This is a genomic window from Butyricimonas faecalis (genome assembly GCF_003991565.1).
Lineage (GTDB): Bacteria > Bacteroidota > Bacteroidia > Bacteroidales > Marinifilaceae > Butyricimonas > Butyricimonas faecalis.
This window is the reverse complement of sequence record NZ_CP032819.1, coordinates 225,635-250,466: the sequence shown is the minus strand read 5'-3', so window position 1 is coordinate 250,466 and position 24,832 is coordinate 225,635. Positions and strand designations below refer to the sequence as shown.

Sequence of the window (24,832 nt, the reverse complement as noted above, 5' to 3'; positions counted from 1 at the left end):
CTATTCTTTCTTTCTATCTTCCCGAACCGGGTTATCCACCATGGCACCTTGGTCAAATTCGATCTCGTAATCCGGTATCGGCAACATCCATGCATTATCCTCCCCGTAAGGCTTCAAGATATACGTTCCGTCATAAATACCTTGCTCCCTTGACATCGCGGAAGGGGAATATATTCTATGAGAAATCGATCTCTTTTCCGGGTATTTGGGCGATACAGCATAACGACGCAAATCGAACCAACGGTGCCCTTCAAAGCACAACTCCCGGCGACGCTCTTCCCGTATAAATTTCACGAGTTCTTCCCCTTGCAGATGATCAATGGCAGGTAATTTATCTCTCGTGTAACGGTGTTTCATGAATGTTTTCAGCGTGTTGATTGCCTCGCTTTTATCCAACATGGCTTCCGCTTCTGCTTTATTCAAATAAACTTCGGCACCGCGAATAATACAAGCATCGAATATTTCCACGTAACCTCCGACGGCTCCTTTTCTCACGCAATACAATCCGTTATCGATTTTTGAACTTGCCATAAATGCATTCAGCCGTAAATCTTCTGCTTCTTCATACTTGCTGTACAATCCGATCAGCTCATCCGAAACCCGATAACGTTGTGCTACAGCCGAAGCTTGATTCTCAAACAAGGGGTACCAAGAAGTCGAGCCTTGAGTAAAAAACATTTCCGGGGTAGTTTTCGTGTAAAAATAAGGTCCTCCTTCTGCCGATATGTTCGCCCCATTCAAATCAGTCAACGGGCACCCCAACTCGATGATCTTCTCGCATTCGGCCAAAGCCAATTCCCATTCGCCCATGTAGAGATACACCCGACTCAACAAGGTATGGGCAGCCTTTTCGTTGACCCGATAAATAGTCGGTTGCGTTATACCTTTCAAATTCTCGCAGGCATCCTTCAAATCTTTCACGATCTGCTTGTACACCACCCCGATCGCATCCCGACTATAATATTTGTCTTCGATATACTCGGTTATTTTCAAGGGTACCCCCAAATCTTCGTCGGCAGTTTCCTTCACGTAAGGTGCCGCATAAAGATTCACAAGCATATAATAACAAAAAGCTCTCAAGAATTGTGCTTCTCCCCGCACCCGACGTTGATCCTCTTCCGGATCATTCGGGAACTCGTCCACGTAAGCGTTAATCACGTTCAAATAACTGATACATTGGTAAAGGCGCTTCCAGTCCCAATCGTAAAGATCATCACCATTGATTTTTTTCCATGGTTCCTTTGCCCAAATATAAAAATTCCGCATAGCAGCTACACTAGCTTGGTAAGCATTTAAGTCGGTCTTACCGGTTAAATATTCCTCCGCATCGTCATCCATCAGATGAAGATACGGCCAATAGTGAGCCCCGGAAGAGTTAATAATTATAACTTGATTATTAACATCATTTTTCAAGTACCCATTTCCTATCAGTACTTCATTTAAATCTTCGCAGGAAGAGGCATATACTTTGTCATTTGAATACTCCTCCAAAAAATCTCCGCAAGAAGCAAGTATCAAGCTTCCCACACATAATACCATCGTGTATATTAACTTTTTCATCTCGTCAAAATTAGAAAGTTACGTTTAATTGAAGCGTGTATGTCGGTCGAACGGAAATATTGATCAGACTCGATGAACCCGATTGCGACGGATCCTGTCCCTTCAACTTTTTACTGCAAATCGTGAATAAATTCGAGCCGCTCACGCTCAAATAAGCCGATTGCATATACAATTTCCGACAAATTTTTTCCGGCACCACGTACCGCAAAGAACAACTTGACAATTTCAAGTAATCACCGGAAGCCACTCGCAAATTGGAATTATCATATACCTCCCACAAATTTCCTGCAAATTTAAATGCTGAATAATCAAACCACCACGGTCTATTTGCAGCCTCCCAGTCAGCCCCTTTCAATATTCCCGGGATATTCGTGTGTAACTCATCTCCCGGACGTTGCCAACGTTCTGTCAATTCCCTGCGCAGATTTTTCTCGGAACTCGTTACGCCACCCCCATTCGGGTACATCTTAAACAAACGGATTTTAGAACCGATGCTATACGCCAAATTGAAGGATAAACCCCAATTGCGCCATCCCAAGTAATTACTAATACTTCCCTGCAAGAAAGGCTCGCGGCAACCGGAATGTTCCATCACTTCCATCCATACATCCTCCCGATCCATCTCTTTATAGATATCTCCGAGACGTACACTCTCTCCATTCACTTCCACGTATTTATCCATACCATAAAATTCAGGGGCACCCGTGTCATGATTCAATCCCCTAAAGCGATAAGAATAGAATGTATTCACCGGACGCCCAGCGACTTGCACGTTTCCGCTCAAATAATCAGTATATTTAATCTCGTCCTGCAACACTTTATCTTTCGGTTTGATTTTATCGATCAATTGGTTAAATACCGAACCGAAATTAGGGTCGAAACGCCAGATAAATCCTCTACGTTCACCGCTCACGCTTGCACTGTTCAACATCGTGTTGATCGGCACGAAATTCAATGTCAACTCGTATCCTTGATTCCTTAAATTTCCTTGATTTACCGTGTAATTATCCCTTCCGTTCACGGGCGATATGGACTTGCTAAAGAATGCATCCTTCGTGTAGCGGTAATAATAACTGATGTTACCGTTAAATTTATTATTGAATAACGAGAAATCCAACCCGATATTGTAGGTCGATGTCCGTTCCCATTTCAAATTGGGATTAGGATAATTATCGATCAAAGAATAATTTTCTCCGAAGAAATTATTTCTCCCCTTCTTTTGGATCACCAAACGATGTGAACCTAATGCCGACATATTTCCTTGCCAACCGTAAGACATCTTCAAGGCCAAGGAATTCACCCAATACACGTTCTTCAATAAGTTCTCGTCCAAATTCCATCGGAAAGAAGCAGACCAAATCGGTAATAACCGATCGTTGCTGGCATCTCCGAAAGCATTGGATGCATCGATTCTTATATTACCATTCAAGATGTAAGAATTTTTATAGGCATACGAAACACTCCCAATCAAAGCCACCTTTCTCGTCAAATTATCCTTCAATGTTCCCAACGCCTCTTCCGTCTGTGTCCACATGAAATACTGCGTATATTGAGTATTTGATGAATACGACCATCCTACTGGGTTGAAAAAATTTCCTCTATCCGGCAAATAATTCCTTTTGGTGATCTTAAAACCGTTATAAGTCGATGAACTCAATTCTCCGATGACGTTAGCTGTAAAGGCATGCTCCTGTTCCTCATCCAAGAAACGATTATATGTTAATGTTGTACGGGCGGAATAATTCTCATTTTTCGTATTATCTAAGGTCAATTGACCGCCAAACGGTGCCAATGATGTAGGGATATTAACTTCCCCAGTTTCCATATACAAATTTTTCAATTTAAGTATATGCCAAGTATCCTCCCCGTAATACTCGTTGTTATCGGTATGGGAAATACCGTACGAGAACGTAAAATCCGCCTTCAAATCTTTCAATACCTGATACCCTAAAGTAATATTCAAAGAGATCTGATCGGTATTGATCTTGTTATAAGAATTCTTCATTTCGTTAAGTATATTGAAGCTCCGGTCATAAGCACCATGATAATCTCTTTGATAAAACCAAGGCGTCCCGTCTTCATTATAAGCTTTCAAACTACGAGCCGTATTGTAAGCATAATCAGCAACACCCACTTGCTCCGGCGTGTAATCCTTTTTCATGATTGAAGCATTCAAACCAAAATTCATGGAGAATTTATTATAGTTCAAGTTCAAGCGAGTCATAGCCGTATAGCGCTTATTCTCCTCCCCTTTGGTATTTCCATGCTCATCAGTATATCCCACGGAAGCATAATAACGAATATTTTCCGTTCCCCCGGAAATACTTAACGAGTGTGCATGCGAATACGTATCTTGCAAAAGAAGTCCCATCCAATCTGTATTCACCGTTTCCATTTCCCGTACTTGGCTAATAAACTCATCACGGGTAATCTTATTGCTCAAATAATCGGAATAAGCTGCTTCATATCCCACCCAACTACTCAGCGTGGGAACTTCCTGTTTTCCATCGACCACCTCTCGAGAATAATCGATACGTTCTTGAGAATTCATCACATTCACCGCACGGTCTGTATAACGGGGAGCTCTACGAAAAGTTCCCGACACGGAATAAGAAATCGATGGCTTGCCGATTTTCCCTTTTTTCGTAGTGATCACGATTACTCCGTTCGAAGCCTGCGGACCGTAAATTGCTGTGGCTGAAGCATCCTTCAATACGTCAATTTTATCTATATCATCGGGATTCAACCCGGAAATGGCATTACCCAATAAATTCACGAAATCCAAACTATTGATATCGGCAGGATCCACGTTTACCGGATCCGTCAAAATCATACCATCCAAGACCCACAACGGAGCCTGACTCCCTAATAAAGTTGTCGTACCTCGTATTTTGATCTTAGGAGTCGCACCCACTTGACCACTATTCTGCATGAATATCATACCCGGTACCTGTCCTTCCAACATTTGGTCCACCGTGCTTATTCCCGGTTGCATAATATCATCCATTTTCAAGGTTGTCACCGCACTCGTCAAATGACGTTTGTCAACGGAATAGTATCCCAGAGCAACGACTTCATCCATTACCTGCACATCCTCTTCCAAAACGACTGACAACGATTTTTCGCTATCCTTTACAAGCACGGAGCGTTGTTTGTATCCCACGAAAGAAAAAATCAACTCCAAGCTATCCCGTTTCGGCAAATCAAAGCTGAACTCTCCTTTCATATTCGTCGCGAATCCCAAGGCCGTTCCCTTCACCCGGATAGTCACTCCCGGTAACACTTCCCCTTTCTTATCTTTCACGACTCCTTTCACCGTGACTTTTTCTGGAACATTCTTTTCTGGTTCTGGACGAACGATAATCAACTTCCCGTCAAACTCGAACACCATTCCTGTATTCTCCAACACTTTGTTTAAAACGCTTTCCACGGTTTCATCTTTGGCCTTTACGGAAAACGTACCCAAACTTTTTGCCTGTTCCGTGTTAAAAACAAAGAACAAATTCGTCTGCTTTTGAATCTCGTCAAATAACACCTTAATTGAAACATTTTTCAGATCAAGATTCACTCGCTCTTGTTGTCCCAATGTCGATGCCGATAATCCTAACGTGAAAAACAGCATCAATGAAATACAAAGTTTCATCACTAGTAAGACTTTTCGTTTTCTATGCCCCCCTAAAAGTTGGCATAACCATTTTTTTCTCATATATTTGTAATTATTTTAAATTAATATTGGCGGCAGTATGTTTTCCTAGGACTCCTGCCGCTTCTTTTTTATTCTGTCACAACTATCGTTCTATCTTTTAATGCAAAACGCACATTTACCATTTTATTTATTGCTCTCAAAATCACTTCTACATCCTCATACTTCTCCATATACCCGGTGAAATGATATGCTTTCACTTTTTCACTACTGAAAAACACATCCACGTTATACCACCGCGACAACCTCTCCAATATCTCTTCCAAGCTCGCCTCCTCGAAAACGAAATACCCATCCTTCCAAGCAGTGTAAACCAAAGGATTTACCTCTCGAATTCCTTTAAATTGTCCATCATTACTAAACTCAGCCAATTGTGAAGGCTTCATGATATACTCCTCTTTCGAATTTTTTCCTTGCACCCCAACTTTACCCGACACCAATACCGTCTGAACTCCTTGCGGTCCATACGTATTCACGCTAAATTCCGTCCCGTAAACTTTCACTCGCATCGCGTCCGTTATCACGTAAAAGGGACAATTCGTGTCTTTCGCTACCTCGAAATAAGCCTCTCCCGACAGATATACCTCTCTCTTTTGATCGTCAAATGCCACGGGATATTTCATTTTCGATGAGGCATTCAAATACACCCGCGAACCATCTGACAACGTCACCGTGTATTCACCGCCCCTCGGAGTATGTAAAATATTATACTGCAATTCGGTCTTCGCACTTTTAGTTTCATTGTAAACAATTCCAGTTTCCCCGTTTGTTACTTTAATCCTTTCATCAATTTGAATATCAACCTGTTTCGTTGGAATCAACGATATAACATTTCCCGTTGCCGTGGTTAAAGTCGCTTTACATTCACCCGGCTCTATTTTCATACCAACAGCCATCGATGAAGCATTCTCTGCCGTCTGTTCCTTTTGCAACCAATAAATACTCACCAACAATGGTAATATCAAGATCGCCGCATATTTGTACACCCGATACAAGCGATGCCTCTTGTGTTTTGCGTGAATATATTCCACATAACGACACAGTTCCTTTTCTTCTCTCTCTTTGGAAGGAAACGGGCCGCTCATAAGATTCCATGCTTTTTTCAATTGATTGAAATAAATCTCATTCGCCGGATCCTCTTCCATCCACCGGGATAACATCAAAATCTCTTCCGGGGTAGCCACCCCATCCAAAACTTTTAATATTAATTCATCTTTATCAAAATTACAAGTCATTATTTTTCCGTTTTACACACTTATAACGACTAAAGACGAATTTACCCCCAAAGATTTTTTATAAATTTTGAAAAAAAATGATACACAATAACCATTCTAACTCTTTCCGTAAACGGGAAAAAGCTATTGTCATCTGGTTTTCAACCGTTTTCACGGAGATATCCAACTTTTCTGCGACTTGTTTATTGGATAACCCCTCCATTTTACTCAATTCAAATATTTCCCGACAACGTTCGGGCAATCGCTCTACTGCCTCTTGAATCGCCCCTATCAAATCCTCCTCTACTAACAACAATTCCGCCTCTGGGGTTTCCACCACTTTCGAGAAATAAAAGTCCAACAACTCTTGATTGATATAGTTACTCTCCACCTTACGATGCTTGATTGCATCCAAACAACTATTATATACCACCTTGTAAAGATAAGGCCGCAACAACATATTCCCTTTCAATTCCTTGCGTCTCTCAAACAATCCGCAAAAAGCCTCCTGCACTACATCATTCGCCAACTCCGTATCATGTAAAATACGCCCCGCATAATTCAATAATGGTGCATAATACGTACGAAATACCTTCACAAAAGCACATTCTTTTCCCTCCCGAAGTTCTATAATCAATTGTTCCGTACCATTATCCATTTCCATCATCGATCATCAAAATCTATCCGTTTTTTCTACCGGACAAATATACAATAATCTTTTATACCAAAAATTTCACTTTCTTTTTCTAGTATCTCGTTTTATTATTGGTCGCCTGCCAAAGCCTGAATTCCTCTCCCGCACCCTCTTCTCGTTTGTTCTCAAACGGGATGCAACGCATAGGGCCATCCAACACGATTTCTTTATAGATAAAAGAATCATCAAATCCCCCGGCAGCGGCATCTTCCTTGGTGCAAGCATAATACACTCGTGCCGGTCTTGCCCAGTATATCGCCCCCAAACACATGGGACAAGGTTCACAACTGGAATAGATCTCACAATCTTTCAACTGGAAAGAATCAAGTTGCTTGCAAGCCTTGCGAATAGCGTTCACTTCCGCGTGAGCCGTGGGATCATTATCGGGAACAACCGTATTTCCGGAAGTTGCAATAATTTTTCCGTCCCGCACAACGACTGCCCCAAACGGTCCTCCCGTCCCCTTCTCCACGTTCGCCACGGCAATACGAATTGCCTCCTTCATAAATTCAGGATTATATGCCATTTAAATTTTTGATTTATGATTCCTACCACACAACGGGGTACCCATTCTGTGATTCATTCTAAATTTTAAATTCTAAATTCTAAATTTTATATTTTGTCTGTTTCCCGCTTCTCCAAATCATGTAAATCCCGACCAGCACAAATGGAATACTCAACCATTGCCCCATATTCAAGGTCATGGTGTCTTCAAAGGCTTCCTGGTTCTCTTTCACAAATTCGATCACAAAACGAGCGGTAAAGATCAGTACCAAAAACATTCCGAAAAGAAATCCTTGACGGTCTTTCGCTTTTGTTTTCCAATACAAATGCATTAAAATAGCAAAACTGATCAAGTAACAGATGGCTTCGTACAACTGTGCCGGATGACGGGGAGTCATCGGATCTGACATCCCGGAATGTACAAAACGGAATCCCCAAGGCAAATCCGTCGGTAAACCGACAATCTCCGAGTTCATCAAATTTCCCATCCGGATAAAGAATCCTGCCAAAGCAATTGGAATTACGGCACGATCCAAAATCCAGAATATTGATTTCCTACTTACCTTCTTGGAATAGTACCACAACCCGGCAATAATACCGATTGCAGCCCCGTGGCTGGCCAATCCTTGGTATCCGGTAAAACGGAATTCCGGTTGAAACCGAACCGGCAGAATAATTTCAAACGGATGAGCGCTATAATATGCCCAATCATAAAAGAAACAATGGCCTAACCGAGCCCCGATTACCGTGGCAACCGCCACGTATATCCACAATTTGTCCAACCATTGCTGGCTTAATCCTTCCGACTTGAACATCTTCTCCTCCACTTTATACCCGCACACGAAAGCCAAGGCAAATAACAACCCGTAATAACGAATCGAGAAACCACCTAAACTAATTAATTCGGGACTGACATCCCAGTTGATAAATAATGAAACCATAATTATTTACGATTTAAAATTTATGATTGACGATTACAGAAAGAATCTAAAATCATCAATCATAAATCTAAAATTATTTTATTCTTCCCCCTTCCCGTGGCAATTCTTGTATTTTTTTCCGCTTCCGCAAGGGCATGGATCATTACGTCCTACTTTGGGACCCACTTTCACGGGTTCGGTTTTACGGGGAGCTTGATTGGTCTGAGTGGCAGGAGAATCACTACGTCCGGTACGCATCTTACTTAAATCAGTCCGTTTCTCTTCCGCCTGCTTTACTTCTTCAGGGGCATCAAAAGGAATTTGTCCTTTCATCAAGGTAGACACGACATTTTTGTTAATCTTGTCCACCATGCTCTTGAATAAGTTGAACGACTCGAATTTATAGATCAACAGAGGATCTTTTTGCTCGTAAGTTGCATTCTGCACGGATTGTTTCAAATCATCCATTTCACGCAAGTGTTCTTTCCACGCGTCGTCAATATGGGCCAACATGATGGACTTTTCGTAAGCCCGAATCAATTCCTCACCTTCAGATCTGTAAGTCTTCTCAAGATTAGCCACGACATTGTAAGCCCGTTTTCCATCGGTAAAGGGCACCACGATATTCTTGAACATTTCCCCTCTCTGTTCGAAAACATTCTTGATCACCGGGAAAGCCTGTTTAGCAATAGTTTCCGTTTTGCGACTGAATGTATCCCGTACTTCCTTGTACAATCTCTCGGTCAAGTCGTTGGCAGAAGTCTTCTGAAAATCTTCCTCCTTTATATCAAAATCAACGGCAAGATATTTCAACACATCCATGCGGAAGCCTTCCAAATCATTCGCCTCTTTGTGTTCTTCCACCAAAGCCTCACATACATCATACATGTTGTTGGCAATATCCACACCGATTCTCTCTCCCAGCAAGGCGTGACGTCTTTTCTTGTAGATTACCTCGCGTTGAGAGTTCATCACATCATCATATTCCAGCAAACGCTTACGGATACCGAAGTTATTTTCTTCCACCTTACGTTGTGCACGTTCGATGGATTTGGTAATCATGGAATGTTGGATCACATCACCTTCCTCGTGACCTAAACGGTCCATCACCCGGATGATTCTCTCAGAACTGAACAAACGCATCAAATCATCTTCCAATGACACGAAGAATTGAGAAGAACCCGGGTCACCCTGACGTCCGGCACGACCTCTCAACTGACGGTCGACACGACGAGAATCGTGACGTTCCGTACCGATAATGGCCAAACCACCTGCGGCACGTACTTCCGGACTCAACTTGATATCGGTACCACGACCGGCCATGTTGGTTGCAATTGTAACCACCTGTGATTTACCTGCCTCAGCCACGATATCCGCCTCCCGTTGATGCAACTTCGCATTCAATACGTTATGCTTGATACCCCTCAATTTCAACATACGGCTCAACAATTCGGAAACCTCGACGGAAGTTGTACCCACCAATACCGGTCGGCCTTCTCCAACCAATCGGGTAATCTCTTCGATCACCGCGTTGTATTTCTCACGTTTCGTTTTGTACACGTAGTCATTAGCATCCTTTCGGATCACCGGTTTGTTTGTCGGGATAACCACAACGTCCAACTTGTAAATATCCCAGAACTCACCCGCTTCCGTTTCTGCCGTACCGGTCATACCGGCCAGCTTATGGTACATACGGAAATAGTTCTGTAAGGTGATCGTGGCAAATGTTTGTGTGGCAGCCTCTACTTTCACGTTTTCCTTTGCCTCGATAGCCTGGTGCAAACCATCGGAATAACGACGTCCTTCCATGATACGTCCCGTTTGCTCGTCCACGATCTTCACCTTGTTGTCGATCACCACGTATTCAACATCCAATTCGAACAAGGTGTATGCTTTCAACAGCTGGTTCACCGTGTGTACACGCTCGGATTTGGCAGCATAATTTTGCACCATCTGATCTTTTTTCTCCAGCTTCTCCTCCTCGGTCAGGTTCATCTTATCGATCTCGGCCAATTCAGAACCCACATCCGGCAAGATGAAGAAATTCGGATCTTCACCCGCGGCCGTAATCGTATCATGCCCTTTATCCGTCAAATCGATAGAGTTTTGTTTCTCATCAATCACGAAATAAAGTTCATCCGTAATTTCCGGCATACGACGGTTATTCTCCTGCATATAAATATTCTCGGTTTTCACCAAGGTAGCCTTGTTGCCCTGTTCGCTCAAGAACTTGATCAATGGCTTATATTTAGGCAATCCCTTATACGCTCTCAACAACAATATAGCCCCTTGTTCCTCTTGTTTCCGATCACCGCTAGCCAACAACGTTTTAGCTTCCGTGAAAATCCGGGCAACCAATTCGCGCTGCATACGCACCAACTTTTCCACACGAGGTTTGTATTCATCAAACATTTGAATGTCTCCCTTCGGAACCGGACCGGAAATAATCAACGGGGTACGGGCATCGTCAATCAACACGGAGTCGACCTCATCGACAATCGCGTAATGATGCTTGCGTTGTACCAGGTCTTCCGGGTGAATAGCCATGTTATCTCTCAAGTAGTCGAAACCGAATTCATTGTTCGTTCCGAAAGTAATATCTGCTTGATAAGCTTTCCGTCTCTCTGGGGAGTTCGGTTCCGTCTTGTCAATACAATCAACCGACAAACCGTGGAACATGTAAAGAGGTCCCATCCACTCGGAGTCACGTTTTGCCAGGTAATCATTGACCGTAACCACGTGTACCCCGCGGCCTGTCAAGGCATTCAAGAATACGGGTAAGGTAGCTACTAACGTTTTACCTTCACCGGTAGCCATCTCGGCAATTTTACCTTGGTGTAACACGGAACCACCGATCAACTGCACGTCATAGTGAACCATATCCCATGTTACTTCATTTCCTCCGGCCATCCATGAATTGAAATAAACCGCATCCTCACCGTCAATCTCCACGAAATCTTTCGTTACGGCAAGATTACGGTCAAAATCATTAGCTTTCACGACGATCTCTTTGTTCTCCTTGAAACGTCTTGCCGTATCTTTCATCACGGCAAAAGCCAAAGGCAGTATCTCGTTTAAAACATCTTCCAGTTTTGTGTTAATCTGTTCTTCCAGCTTATCGATCCGGTTATAAATCTCCTCTCTTTCCTCGATCGAAGGTTTTTCATTTTCCACTTTTGCTTTCAACGCAGCAATTTCATCTTCTTCCGCTTTCACGTGAGCATGAATCTTTGCTTTCAGATCAGCCGAAATTTGCCTCAACTCATCATGGCTCACTCCCTTGATCTTCTCCCACTCCGCATTTACTTTTGAAACAATTGGTAACAACTCTTTCATATCCCGGTCAGCCTTGTTACCAAAAAGACGTTTTAATATATCGTTAAATCCCATAGTTTATACAATTGAAAATTGAAAATTAAAAATTGGAAATGACTAAGCACAAATTTCCTTTAGTCATTCAATCATATATCTAAAATCATACATCCGAAATCATTCCATTTCCCCAGGAGCCCGGATAGGATTGGCTGCAATTTCCGGTACTTTCCAACCCGGAAGAACAACAGATGAATATGTAGTACAAACTTTTACAGTATCCTCGTTTTTCGCGTGATTCTGATTGTAGAAATCGCCATAATCAAAATCCTCCGAGGATCTTTTCTCGGTAGAAACCGTAACTACCTTTTCGGTAGAAGAAACTAACAAACGATAACAATCCGTCTTCACGGATACATTTCCCCCACGCACATTTATCGGCAGGGTTGCCACGCATCCGGCGACAACATACAAGGCTGCTATCAAATATTTGTTCATTTCCATACCGCCAAAGATAATGCTTTTCTCCTAACTTTTTAATTTTTAGCTCTTATCTTTTATGTTTTAGTTTATAGTTTTTAGTTCTTACAGTTTTTCCCCGAAAGCCAAATCTCCGGCATCACCGATTCCCGGGTCAATGTAGCAACTTTCCGTCAAATGCTCATCCAATGCCCCCGTCCAAACCGTTACCGGTTCATCTTTCAAAGCTTCCGTAAGCTTCTCAATACCTTGACGACTGGAAACAATGGCTGCGATATGCGTGTGTGCAGGTCTTCCACCTTGTTTCAATAACTCATGATAAGCCACCACGATAGAGGCTCCCGTGGCTAACATCGGATCAACCAGTAACAGTTGTTTCCCTTCTAAACTTGGTGTATAAATCGAGTCGAAACGAATTTCAAAATCGATGTGATTTTCCTTGTATTTCCTTCTTGCCGAAATAAAAGCACTCCCGGAACGGTCAAAATAATTTAAAAAACCTTGATGGAAAGGTAATCCCGCACGCAACACGGATGCCACCACTACTCCCTCGTCTGCCAATCTGACATCAGCCACGTTAATCGGAGTCTGCACCTGCCGCGTTGCATAATGAAATGTCTTGCTGATTTCGTAAGCCATTACCTCTCCCACTCGTTCCAGATTCCGACGAAAACGCAACGGATCTTTTTGAATTTCTTTATCTCTAAGTTCTGCTAAAAAATGATTACAAACCGAATCCTCCTTGTTAATAATATGCACCATTTGATCTATTTCTTTTCTTAAACTTTTCTTTCACACACACACATCCTCTAATCTATAATTTTACAATCATAAATCACAAATCGTAAATCATAAATCCTTATTCTATTTCCTCATACTCCGCATCTTCAATTTCGCTACCTCCCAGTTTTTGTTGTTGCTCAGCCTCATGCGTCTCCTTACGCAACTGATTTACCTTGTAATGATTAATCAAATCCGTTATCCCGTAAAATATCGTAACAGCCCCGAAGAAAGTAATAATTCCTTCCTTTGCCGAGAAGGGGTTAGCAAAAACGATCAATCCGGCCAACAAAATAATTACCGGATACACGTAACTCAACGGAGCGATATACCCGAATTTTCTTGCTGAAGTCAACATCACCAATTGTCCGATACCCGCAACGATCAAGATAAATCCCAACAGGTACATCAACATATTGGTAAAGAAATCAGCCATCGACCACAACAGGATACCCAGGATGATACTCCCAATCCCGTTAAAAGAGGTCAATCCCCAGGCAGAACGTTCATCCTGATCCCGCATGGATACCAGGAAAGAAATAATCCCGGTAACGCAAAATACGGCACCGATAATTTTTACCGTGTAATTCAATACTTCTGTCGGCCACAGCACGAGCACAAGACCTAAAACAATCGCCACGATCGATTTAACGACGGTCCTTTTGTAATTTCCTGAAGTATAAATAATCTGCATAACTTGTATTTTTTAATTTATACGAAATTCGTCAACGAAAGTAGTGATTATTTTTGAAAAAATTAAGCCGGACGACCTGTCCGGCTTAATTTTTTATTTAATCAGTTCAACACTTCGCTTTACAAACCTGTTCAGCGCCTCGCCTTTCAGTAGCCCGTTTGCTAACAATGCCAAGTCAATCAATTGACCCACAACTTTATTACCTTTTCCGTACTCCTCTAGCAACGAGTTCTTTTGTTTATTCAGATCAGCAATGGTCTTATGGTACTCGCTCTTCCGATCTTTATCCACTTGAGGAATCTCCTCGTCTTTCTTACCCTTGTTCAACTCGTCCAGTTCTGCCTCTTTCTTTTCCGTTTCCTTGATCTCGAAATTAATCGGCTCCAACCGGGCGCTCATTTCCTTTTTCTCGTTCTCCAAGATCGTGTTCACTAACTTATGATCCGTGTTTACCACCAAAGTGTACTGATCACCCATAGCCCCGTAGAATCCCATACCCGGATTCATGGCTGCCATCTCTTTCATACGACGCATGAATTCAGAACGTGTCACGATCACCGGATCAGCATTTTCACCCATAGCTTCGAAATTAACCATGAACATTCCTTCTTCTTTCGGCAGTTGGGAAGTAAACACGGCACGTAATTCCTCTTGTTCTTCATGACTCAAAGAGACCTCTTTCGTCTCTTCTTTCGAAATCAACTTGTCGATCACATCCGAATCCACCCGAACAAACCGATGGTCGGAATTCTTTTGTTCCAAATGGTTGATAAAGTGCGTATCCAATTGTCCATCCATCAACAGCACATCATATCCTTTGCCCTTGACTGTCTCAATATACGTGTACTGCTCTTTTACATCCGTGGCATACAGGAATACCACCTTATTATCTTTATCCGTTTGGTTAGCTTTAATCAGGTTCTCGTACTCTTCATACGTGAAATATTTCCCTTCCGTGTTCTTGAACAAGAAGATGGTCTTGGCTCTCTCGGCAAATTTTTCATCCGTCAACATACCATATTGGATGAAAATCTTCAAATCATCCCACTTTTTCTCGTAATCTTCCCGTTTATTCGTGAAAATATCACTCAAGCTGTCAGCCACTTTCTTCGTGATATGACTTGAGATTTTCTTCACGTTACGATCGCTCTGTAAATAAGAACGGGATACGTTCAACGGGATATCCGGAGAATCGATCACACCATGCAACAATGTCAGGTATTCCGGCACAATTCCCTCCACGGAATCCGTCACGTACACCTGATTGCTATATAATTGAATCTTGTTTTTCTGAATCTCGAACTTGTTATCGATCTTCGGGAAATACAATATACCTGTCAAGTTAAAAGGATAATCCACGTTCAGGTGAATATGGAATAACGGGTCCTGAGCCATCGGGTACAACTCGTGATAGAATTTCCCGTAATCTTCCTCCGTCAAGTCGGCCGGTTTACGGGTCCACGCCGGATTCGTATCATTAATCACGTTATCTTCCGTCGTATCTTTGTATTCCCCGTCCTTCCACTCTTTCTTCTTTCCAAAAATAATCTCTATCGGCAAGAATTTGCAATACTTGGTCAGCAACTCGTTCACCTTAGCATCTTCCAGAAAATCTTTCTCTTCCTCACTGATATGCATGATAATATCCGTACCTCTCTCGGCCTTTTCCGTCTCCTCCAAGGTATATTCCGGATTTCCTTCACATGACCATTTTACAGCCTTCGCCCCCTCTTTATAAGATTTGGTCACGATTTCCACCCGATCACTCACCATGAACGAAGAATAGAAACCTAATCCGAAATGCCCGATAATGGCAGCAGCGTTATCCTTGTATTTGTTCATGAATTCCTCCGCACCGGAAAAAGCGATCTGGTTGATATACTTTTCCACTTCCTCCTGTGTCATACCGATACCGTTATCTGATACCGTCAATGTTCCTGCCGCTTTGTCAGCCTTCACTCTTACCTTCAACTCACCAAGTTCACCTTTAAACTCCCCGTTCGAAGCCAACACTTTCATTTTCTGAGAAGCGTCCACGGCATTCGAAACAATCTCTCTCAAAAAAATCTCGTGATCCGAGTATAAAAATTTCTTGATAATCGGGAACAAATTCCCTGTTGAAACTCCAATCTTTCCTGTTGACATAACTTTATATTTTTAATTTAATTATACTTCAAATTTCACGACAATTGAATGACAATAGTTATGCCAAACCCTACACCCTGCCGAATTGGCAGTAATTCCATACGACCTCCTCTATAAACGAGGATGCACCCCGAAGGAGGGAGTTGGTTTGCTGTAAAGTTGTATATAACTTTCAAATTCATTACCTTTGCCCCCTGCAAATAAAATTAGGAATGAAGGTAAAGAAATTTTATATAGAGACTTACGGCTGCCAAATGAACGTGACAGACAGTGAAGTAGTTGCGGCGATCTTGGAAGATAAAGGATATCAACGAACGCAAGAAAAAAGTGAAGCAGACGTCATTCTGGTGAACACGTGTTCCGTGCGTGAAAATGCAGAACAACGGGTTCGCGGACGGGTACAAGGGTTTTCCGAAGTAAAGAAAAAGAACCCGCACGTGCTGGTAGCCATCATGGGATGTATGGCGGAACGTTTGGGCGAGGCTCTCTTCGAACAGGAGAAAAATGTGAATATCGTGGTCGGTCCCGATGCCTACATGGATCTCCCGCTTTTAATAGAGAAAGCCGAAAAAGGTGAAAAAGCAATCAACATTGAACTTTCCACCACGGAAACCTACAAAGACATATGCCCTTCCCGTATCGACGAAACTGCCATTTCTGGTTTTGTTTCCATCATGCGGGGATGTAACAATTTTTGTACCTATTGTATTGTTCCGTACACCCGGGGCCGCGAGCGTAGCCGGAGTCCCAGGAGTATCGTAAATGAAGTCCTCGATCTCCAATCCAAAGGTTACAAGGAGGTGACGCTACTCGGTCAAAATGTAAATTCTTACCTTTGGCGGGGAGATAATCTGGAAGTAAATTTTCCGGCATTGCTTGCAATGGTTGCCAAAACGGTTCCCCACATGCGTATTCGTTTTGCCACATCACACCCGAAAGATATGAATGACGACATTCTACGTGCGATCGCCACCTATCCCAATATTTGCAAACATATCCACCTGCCTTTCCAATCCGGAAGTAATTCCGTACTGAAAGACATGAATCGAAAATATACCAGAGAATGGTACCTTGACCGGATTCATGCTATCCGAGAGATTGTCCCTGATTGTGGAATTTCCACGGACGTGTTCGTCGGCTTCCACAACGAAAGCGAGGAAGATTACCAGCAAACCCTTGCCTTGATGAAAGAGGTTATGTTTGACTCCGCCTTTATGTTCAAATACTCGGAACGTCCGGGTACCATGGCTTCTCGTAACTTGCCGGATAACGTGGACGAGGAAGTGAAAGGACGCCGTTTGCAGGAACTTATTGATATGCAGGTGGAGATTTCTCACCAAAGTAATTTGAAAGATGTGGGTAAAGTGTTCGAGGTTCTCGTGGAAGGTGTTTCCAAAAAGAAATCGGATGAACTTTTCGGTCGCAGTAGTCAAAATAAGGTGATCGTATTCCCAGATAACGGGGCTAAAGTCGGAGAACTCGTTCAAGTCCGTGTCACGGAATGTACTCCCGCAACTCTTATCGGTGAAGCCATTAAAAATTGAAAAATCAACTATTACCATGTCTCGCAAACTCCTCAATGAAGAACTGAACCGACTCACCACGGAAGAGTACAAAGATGCTGAAAAACTCCCCATCGTGGTCGTACTGGACAACGTGCGCAGTTTAAACAATATCGGTTCCGTGTTCCGCACGTCCGACGCCTTCCGGCTTTCCAAGATATACCTTTGCGGTATCACAGCGACACCACCCCACCGGGAAATACACAAAACAGCCCTCGGAGCGGAAGAAAGCGTGGCCTGGGAATATTTCGAGGAAACGACCGACGCCGTCCAGGCATTGAAAAACGAGGGGTACATGATCCTGTCTGTGGAACAAGTGGAAAATAGTATTTCCCTGGAGCAATTCGCCATCGAAAGTGGAAAAAAATACGCTTTTATCTTCGGGAACGAGGTGAAAGGCGTGCAACAGGAGGTCGTTGATCTTTCAGATGACTGCATCGAGATTCCCCAATTCGGGACAAAACATTCATTCAATATATCCGTCACCGCCGGAATCGTACTGTGGCAGGTCATTCACCCGCTATTCTATAAACAACTAAAATAGTTTACGAACTCATTTTCATAGCTTCCACGATTTTCACGGCTTCCACGGCCTCTCGCACATCATGAACCCGGAGAATGCGTGCTCCCTTCAACAGGGAAATCGTGTTCAACACGGTTGTTCCGTTTAATGCTTCTTGGGGTGTGATCTCCAACAAACGCCAGATCATCGATTTCCGGGAAATTCCCACTAACAAAGGATACCCCAAATCCAAGAAAGACTCCATCTTATCCATCAATTCGTAATTATGAGCCACGGTCTTTCCAAACCCAAATCCTTGGTCCAAAATAATATTATTGAATCCCAAGGTATTCAACCGGGCAATGCGTTCCATGAAAAACTCCCGAACCTCTCTCACGACATCATCATAATGCGGATTCACCTGCATATCCTGAGGTGTTCCCTGAATATGCATCATAATATAAGGAAATCCTAATTCCGCTACCGTTTCGAACATTTTCTCATCCATCGTTCCCCCGGAAATATCATTAATTATAATCGGTCCGAGACAATGACTAATTTCTCTCGCCACATCCGCCCGAAATGTATCGATAGACACTGGAAGATGCGGATGGTATTTACGAATCAACTCTACGGCAAAACTCAACCGGGACAACTCCTCTTGAGCATCCACGAACGCCGCTCCCGAACGGGTAGAATATGCCCCCACATCAATAATCGCTGCACCTTGTTCTACAATCTCATCCACCCGTTCCATAATTTTCAACTCGCTCGTGTATTTTCCCCCGTCATAAAAAGAATCCGGTGTCACATTCAATATACCCATTACCACGGGTTTCTCCAGACTCACCTTTTCCGCTCCAATCGTTATATGTGTCATAATTTTCAACTTTCAATTTCCAAAATTCAATTATTTGAGTACTTTTACGGGACAAATTAACAATTTATTTTTCAGATTTCATTATCAAATGATAAATAGAGTATGCCAAATACAGCACAAGAATATGATAAAGTGATAGATATATGTCAGGATATCTTCGTGAAAAAAATGCAGGACTATGGAACTGCCTGGAGAATACTTCGTCCGACCTCCATCACGGACCAGATATATATCAAAGCAAACCGCATACGCAGTATAGAAGAAAAGGGAGTTACCAAAGTTGGGGAAGGGATCGTTCCCGAATTTATAGGAATCATCAATTATTCCATTATGGGACTGATTCAACTTCAACTGGGAGCGGGTAACGACACTCCCCAGGATGAAGTTCTTCGTCTATATCAGAATTATTTCCAAAAAGCGAAGGAATTGATGCTTGCCAAGAATCACGATTACGATGAAGCTTGGCGGGAAATGCGGGTCAGCTCGTACACTGACTTGATACTGATGAAGATAAACCGCACAAAACAGATAGAAGATCACCAAGGTGCCACGATTATATCGGAGGGTATCGATGCCAATTATTTCGACATGGTAAATTACGCCGTTTTTGCGCTGATTCGCCTTGTTGTAGAACAAAAGTAAGGTCTAACCTGAAAATCAATAGCCATGAAACTCGTCAAAAACCTTTGCAGGATCATTGTCGGGATCGTATTTATCTATTCCGGATTCGTGAAGGGGATTGACCCGTTAGGATCTGATTACAAATTCACTGACTATTTCAATGCCTTCGGCATGGGCTGGATGAATGCAACCACGTTGTTTTTTTCCTTTGCACTCTCTCTGGCAGAATTTCTAATCGGAATTGCCTTGTTGTTTAATTTATGGGTGTCCCGCTTGGCGTGGGGTTCCTTGTTATTCATGGCTTTTTTCACCCCGCTGACCCTCGTGTTGGCACTGACGAATCCCGTGAGTGACTGCGGTTGTTTCGGGGACGCTATGGTACTGACTAATTGGCAAACCTTCTGGAAAAATATCATTTTGCTTCTGTTGACCATCATGGTCTTCGTGTACCGGAGGGAATATAAATCATCGCTCCCCTTGATGGGACAATTTTCGATTCTCGCCCTGACTGGAGCCGGGATGTTATGTCTTTCCATTTATTGCTATCATCACCTGCCCGTGCTGGATTTTCGTCCTTACGCTGTCGGCAAGAATATCACGGAAGAAATGAGACTTCCCGAAGGAGCCGAACAGGATCAATACGAAGTAACACTAAAGTACAGGAACAGGCAAACCGGAGAAATCCAATCTTTCACGGAAGAAAACTACCCGTGGCAAGACACGCTGAACTGGGAGTACGAAAGTAGTTCGGAGCGACTGGTAAAGAAAGGATATATCACACCGATTCATGACCTCGTGATCGAACACCCCACGCTCGGAAACATCACCGACGAGATTCTGGAAGACAATAATCATACCATCCTTGCCGTAGCATACCACCTTAACCAGAGTGACACGCAATGTCAACCCGTCATCAACCGACTGGCAGAATATGCCCGAGAAAAAGGGTTCCGCTTCTATGGTTTAACCTCATCCACAGAACAGGACATTCAAGCATATAAAAAGCGGTATCACGTTCCCTACGAATTTTGTACGGCAGACGAGATCCAGCTAAAAACCATGATTCGCTCCAACCCCGGCGTGATTGTTCTTCGGGAAGGTACAATTCTTGGCAAATGGGCCGGAAAAGATGTTCCTGATGTGAAAGAATTACAGAAAACTGACTTAACAGCTTATTGTGTGCATTCAAGGGAACAAATGCAACGAATTTATTTGGTTTACTCCATTATCCTTCTTTTCTTTGTAGTATATTTACTGGTTCCACGTAAAAAAAGGAAAAGAAACTATTAAGCATAAACAATTCAAAACATAAAGATATGAGAAAAAAGATTGTAGCAGGTAACTGGAAAATGAACAAAACCTTCGCAGAAGGAGTTGAATTGGCAAGAGAAGTGAATGACTACGTGAGATATAAAGAAGGTGGAGAAGGCGTTCTCGTGGTTCTCGGCACTCCCTTTATCCATTTGGCAAAAGTGGCTCATAATATCACGGAAACTTCCCTCATGGTTGCCGCACAAAACTGCGCAACGGAAAAAGCCGGAGCCTACACGGGTGAAGTCTCAGCTGACATGATCGCTTCCACAGGAGCAAAATGCGTGATACTGGGACATTCCGAAAGAAGAAGCTACTATGGCGAAACAAGCCCTATTCTCGTGAAGAAGGTGGCACAAGCTTTAGATAGCAAGTTGGAAATCATCTTCTGCGTGGGCGAAGTGTTAGAAGAAAGAGAAGCCGAGAAACACTTCGAGGTAGTGAAACAACAGTTGACCGACGGGCTCTTCAATCTTACCCCAGAACAATTTGCACACGTGGTAATTGCTTACGAACCCGTTTGGGCTATCGGAACCGGTAAAACCGCTACTCCCGCTCAGGCTCAAGAAATGCACGCCTTTATCCGTTCAGTTGTAGCAGAGAAATATGGACAAACCGTTGCCAATGAAACTTCAATCCTTTACGGAGGAAGTTGTAACCCCGGAAATGCCGATGCTATTTTCTCCAATCCCGACGTGGATGGTGGACTTATTGGTGGAGCCTCTCTAAAAGCGGCAGATTTCTTCGAGATCATCAAGGCAAGAGCTAAACACTAAGATAAGGGCTTTTAGTCTTTAGTTAGCATAATGCTTACGTGCAAAAAAATTGAAAGGGGCCTTCTCAAGCCCCTTTTTTCTTATCTCGTTACCCGAACTCGTTTCGCAGTCTCCCCTGTTTCATCAACAGCATGAGCTACATTACGAGCCAGTTCTATAAATGCTTGTCCGGTGACACTATCTTCATCCAAAGCTACCGGGCTACCGTTCTCGCCTCCTTCCATGATACTCTGCACGATTGGAATTTGTCCCAACAAACGCAATCCTTTCTCGGCCGCAAGCTTTTTGGCCCCCTCTTTACCGAAGATATAATATTTATTATTCGGTAGTTCGGCTGGAGTAAACCAAGACATATTTTCTACCAACCCTAATACAGGAACCTGTATTCCAGGAGATTCAAACATATTGATTCCCTTCACGGCGTCAGCCAATGCCACCTGTTGTGGTGTACTAACCACAATCGCACCGCTCAAAGCCACGGTCTGAACCAACGTCAAGTGAATATCACTCGTTCCCGGAGGAAGATCTATCAACATAAAGTCCAACTCATCCCAAAAACCACCTTCCACCATCTGTTTCAAAGCATTGGAAGCCATTGGTCCTCTCCAGACAGTTGCAGAATCCGGATCCACGAAAAAACCGATTGACAACAACTTCACCCCATATTTCACAACCGGTTCTATCAACTCCTTACCTCCTACTTCTACCATGTAAGGACTGGCCTCCTCACACCCGAACATTTTCGGCATAGAGGGACCATAAATATCAGCATCCACTAGCCCGACTTTATACCCCAATTTAGCCAAGGCTACCGCCAGATTTGAGGCTACCGTTGATTTACCAACTCCCCCCTTACCCGAAGACACTGCAACAATATGTTTCACCTTCTCCAAGGCTAGAGGCTTCTCCAAATCATGTACGAATACGGTTTCAATCTCTACGGTTGCATATCCTAATTTCTCTTTCAACAGAGATTCGCATTTCTTTTTCACCGCTCCCACAAACGGGTCATTGGACTTTTGAAATACCAAGCGAAAATCCACCTTACTGTCCTCGACCTTTATATTCTGCACCATATCCAGCGCAACGATACTTTTCGATGTGCCGGGATATTTCACTTCCGACAAAACGTCACGTATCTCTTTTACTACCTCTTGCATAATATTTATTTTTTATAAATCTTCCAGACAAAATTACTGTTTATAAATTAATTTCCCAACAAACATTCCATGACTTACCGACATTCGGTTGTTAATTGCATGTACAAATCATAAGCCCTACGATTTTCAATTCTTATATTTTATCAAGAATCAAAGCCTGCAAACGCTTCAAATCAAATTTCTTGAAATGTTCATCCGGTCTCTCAATCCCGTTCAACTGCAAATAAACTTTCAATGCCAGACGATGTAATGCCACCTGTAACACGTGATCATGATCAAAAGCCAAGCAAGGAACATCCGCCAAAGCAAACCAACGGGCATCTGCCGCATCGTCATACCCGGCCACTTTCATGTCCACGGGATTCACTAAAGCATAGTAAGCCACCGTGATCGTTCGTCCCCGGGGATCTCGATCCACATCGGAGAATGCCTGTAATTGCTCCACGAACACGTTTTTCAACCCCGTTTCTTCCTCTAATTCCCTCACGGCACATTCGTCCGTCGTTTCGTCCATATTCAAGAAGCCTCCGGGAAATGCCCAATAACCTTTATAAGGTTCACCTCCCCGTTCCACTAATAACACTTTTAATATCTCACCGTCAAACCCGAAAATTACGCAATCCGTGGTCACCGCCGGACGAGGATATTGATAACAATATTGTCCTTCCATTGTCTTCACTTATTAAAAAATAACTATCAAATATAACGAATAAACCTCAAGCTAGTTTTCCCTTTCCCCATATTTGTAATATATATCCATGAAAAATGCTCGGGAACGTAACATTTAGCCACGTTTCAGCATAAAACGTATATTAAAACTTGCATCATGAAAAGAGTCGAAATGTTATTATTTATGCTAGGGATTGTGTTCATCCTCACGTTCTGGCTGGCAAGCCGTGAAGAAAAAATACCGTTCAAATTCTGGTATTATACAGACGTAACCTACGACGCATTTGCATACACCCGGGACACACTTTTTCCATCAACGCCCAAAAACTATTGGAATGATTTTTTTCAACCGTATGACATAACTCGTGCAGAATCACGTAATCAATAATCTCATCCGGCAATTTCATCAATTTCACGTTCAAACTGATATTATTATCTGCCGAACAACTGCCCCAGTTTGATATATTATTCCGAAAAGACAATGCCCGGTAACGGAAACCGAACTGCTCTGCCAATTCCTTTACTCGTCCCGGCAAATAACGCTTGCTTTCCATGCGATAAATCTCTATCAAGAAATTCTCCACGTAGGGAGCAATCTTCGAGTATGCCGTACCACGAGGAATATATAGGCGAATTTCTTTCCCCTCAATCTTGTAATATGGACGAGGTTCATCACAAGCAAGCACTTTCAGCACGTGAAACTTTGTCTTCACTTCGGAATCCATACCTAACCCCACCCCTGTGTCCTGCTCGTAAACTTTGATCTTCGCTAAATTCTGCTCAATCCAATCTCGTTGTGTATGCACGAATTCTTCTACCTGCCGTCCGCTTACCCCGAAAGGAACGTTCACCCACACACCTCTGCCCGGTGCGATTCGCACTGAGAGAAAACGGATATTCTTTCCCCGTCTTACCTTTACCTTACCGATTCCCGGTAATATAATCTCGTCATTCATCATCAAAAAAAGCTACCACAGAATATGGTAGCTCAAACATTTGGGGGCAATCATCATTTAAGCGTGCTGTTTTACCAACTCGCTTAAACGGGTAAATTCTCCGTCTACTGTTTTCAATAAATCAATAGATATTCCTTTATAATAAGCTCTAACTTCTTTCTTATCGTTAAATGATTTACGGGCAGAAATTTTAGTTCTCGTTTCATTTCTGTATTCAACCATCTTTTTCACTATGTTAACAACTTCCGACTCGCTCTTTCCCACACTAGAATTGTAATTCATACAATCGGCGATTACCGCAAAAGTCAAATAATCAACATCTTTCTTCAATCTTCTAATACTTGCCATAACACTGATATTTAATTTCCAACAAAACTAATAAAGAATAT

At 42.8% G+C, this 24,832-nt stretch carries 21 protein-coding genes; 5 read left to right on the top strand and 16 right to left on the bottom strand.

Features of this window, described 5'->3' with window-relative positions; genetic code table 11:
- The 11 genes from D8S85_RS01030 to htpG form a co-directional block, all read right to left on the bottom strand.
- Positions 1-1,560: a RagB/SusD family nutrient uptake outer membrane protein gene (locus tag D8S85_RS01030; RefSeq protein ID WP_127074711.1), complete on the bottom strand. Its 1,560-nt coding sequence runs from the start codon at positions 1,558-1,560 to the stop codon at positions 1-3.
- Between the two features lie 10 nt (positions 1,561-1,570).
- On the bottom strand, positions 1,571-5,203 hold the full coding sequence (locus D8S85_RS01025; protein ID WP_228423310.1) for a SusC/RagA family TonB-linked outer membrane protein: 3,633 nt from the start codon (positions 5,201-5,203) through the stop codon (positions 1,571-1,573).
- 131 nt (positions 5,204-5,334) lie between these two features.
- Positions 5,335-6,498 (bottom strand): FecR family protein, encoded by a 1,164-nt coding sequence (locus D8S85_RS01020; protein ID WP_106624409.1) that lies wholly within the window; start codon positions 6,496-6,498, stop codon positions 5,335-5,337.
- 58 nt (positions 6,499-6,556) lie between these two features.
- Entirely contained in the window at positions 6,557-7,144 is a 588-nt protein-coding gene (locus tag D8S85_RS01015; RefSeq protein ID WP_228423309.1) for an RNA polymerase sigma-70 factor, read from the bottom strand.
- Between the two features lie 79 nt (positions 7,145-7,223).
- Positions 7,224-7,697: a nucleoside deaminase gene (locus D8S85_RS01010; protein WP_106624408.1), complete on the bottom strand. Its 474-nt coding sequence runs from the start codon at positions 7,695-7,697 to the stop codon at positions 7,224-7,226.
- 79 nt (positions 7,698-7,776) lie between these two features.
- Complete coding sequence (gene lgt, locus D8S85_RS01005) at positions 7,777-8,616, bottom strand: prolipoprotein diacylglyceryl transferase (protein WP_106624407.1); 840 nt, start codon at positions 8,614-8,616, stop codon at positions 7,777-7,779.
- 78 nt (positions 8,617-8,694) lie between these two features.
- Positions 8,695-11,985 (bottom strand): preprotein translocase subunit SecA, encoded by a 3,291-nt coding sequence (secA, locus tag D8S85_RS01000; protein ID WP_106624406.1) that lies wholly within the window; start codon positions 11,983-11,985, stop codon positions 8,695-8,697.
- A 99-nt stretch (positions 11,986-12,084) separates the two neighbouring features.
- Positions 12,085-12,411 carry a hypothetical protein gene (locus tag D8S85_RS00995; protein ID WP_106624405.1) on the bottom strand — a complete coding sequence of 109 codons (327 nt, stop codon included), beginning with the start codon at positions 12,409-12,411 and terminating at the stop codon, positions 12,085-12,087.
- Between the two features lie 81 nt (positions 12,412-12,492).
- Positions 12,493-13,149, bottom strand: a complete 657-nt coding sequence (upp, locus tag D8S85_RS00990) for a uracil phosphoribosyltransferase (protein ID WP_106624404.1) — start codon at positions 13,147-13,149, stop codon at positions 12,493-12,495.
- Between the two features lie 97 nt (positions 13,150-13,246).
- Entirely contained in the window at positions 13,247-13,861 is a 615-nt protein-coding gene (locus D8S85_RS00985) for an HdeD family acid-resistance protein (protein WP_106624403.1), read from the bottom strand.
- A 93-nt stretch (positions 13,862-13,954) separates the two neighbouring features.
- A complete protein-coding gene (htpG, locus tag D8S85_RS00980) occupies positions 13,955-16,006 on the bottom strand; it encodes a molecular chaperone HtpG (RefSeq protein ID WP_106624402.1) in 2,052 nt (683 codons plus the stop codon).
- 212 nt (positions 16,007-16,218) lie between these two features.
- Between htpG and miaB the strand changes: the two genes are divergently transcribed.
- Both miaB and D8S85_RS00970 read left to right on the top strand, forming a co-directional pair.
- On the top strand, positions 16,219-17,550 hold the full coding sequence (gene miaB / locus D8S85_RS00975) for a tRNA (N6-isopentenyl adenosine(37)-C2)-methylthiotransferase MiaB (RefSeq protein WP_106624401.1): 1,332 nt from the start codon (positions 16,219-16,221) through the stop codon (positions 17,548-17,550).
- Between the two features lie 16 nt (positions 17,551-17,566).
- Complete coding sequence (locus tag D8S85_RS00970) at positions 17,567-18,112, top strand: RNA methyltransferase (RefSeq protein WP_106624400.1); 546 nt, start codon at positions 17,567-17,569, stop codon at positions 18,110-18,112.
- A 1-nt stretch (position 18,113) separates the two neighbouring features.
- Here D8S85_RS00970 and folP read toward each other — a convergent pair whose 3' ends face one another.
- Positions 18,114-18,950, bottom strand: coding sequence for a dihydropteroate synthase (gene folP, locus D8S85_RS00965; RefSeq protein ID WP_127074710.1), 837 nt, complete (start codon positions 18,948-18,950; stop codon positions 18,114-18,116).
- A 102-nt stretch (positions 18,951-19,052) separates the two neighbouring features.
- Here folP and D8S85_RS00960 point away from each other — a divergent pair, with 102 nt between their 5' ends.
- The 3 genes from D8S85_RS00960 to tpiA are packed head-to-tail and all read left to right on the top strand — an operon-like array spanning position 19,053 to position 21,658.
- Positions 19,053-19,592, top strand: coding sequence for a DUF1599 domain-containing protein (locus D8S85_RS00960; RefSeq protein WP_106624398.1), 540 nt, complete (start codon positions 19,053-19,055; stop codon positions 19,590-19,592).
- Positions 19,593-19,616: 24 nt separating this feature from the next.
- Positions 19,617-20,861 (top strand): BT_3928 family protein, encoded by a 1,245-nt coding sequence (locus D8S85_RS00955; protein WP_106624397.1) that lies wholly within the window; start codon positions 19,617-19,619, stop codon positions 20,859-20,861.
- 26 nt (positions 20,862-20,887) lie between these two features.
- Positions 20,888-21,658 (top strand): triose-phosphate isomerase, encoded by a 771-nt coding sequence (gene tpiA, locus D8S85_RS00950; RefSeq protein ID WP_106624396.1) that lies wholly within the window; start codon positions 20,888-20,890, stop codon positions 21,656-21,658.
- Between the two features lie 80 nt (positions 21,659-21,738).
- On the opposite strand, the gene D8S85_RS00945 is transcribed toward tpiA, so the two are convergent.
- The 4 genes from D8S85_RS00945 to D8S85_RS00930 all read right to left on the bottom strand — a co-directional run bounded on the left by D8S85_RS00945 (position 21,739) and on the right by D8S85_RS00930 (position 24,791).
- Entirely contained in the window at positions 21,739-22,818 is a 1,080-nt protein-coding gene (locus tag D8S85_RS00945; RefSeq protein ID WP_106624395.1) for an Mrp/NBP35 family ATP-binding protein, read from the bottom strand.
- A gap of 133 nt (positions 22,819-22,951) precedes the next feature.
- A complete protein-coding gene (locus tag D8S85_RS00940; protein ID WP_106624394.1) occupies positions 22,952-23,488 on the bottom strand; it encodes an NUDIX domain-containing protein in 537 nt (178 codons plus the stop codon).
- Positions 23,489-23,732: 244 nt separating this feature from the next.
- A complete protein-coding gene (locus tag D8S85_RS00935; RefSeq protein WP_228423308.1) occupies positions 23,733-24,446 on the bottom strand; it encodes a M48 family metallopeptidase in 714 nt (237 codons plus the stop codon).
- A gap of 54 nt (positions 24,447-24,500) precedes the next feature.
- Positions 24,501-24,791, bottom strand: coding sequence for a hypothetical protein (locus tag D8S85_RS00930; RefSeq protein WP_106624393.1), 291 nt, complete (start codon positions 24,789-24,791; stop codon positions 24,501-24,503).
- Positions 24,792-24,832: the final 41 nt, after the last annotated feature.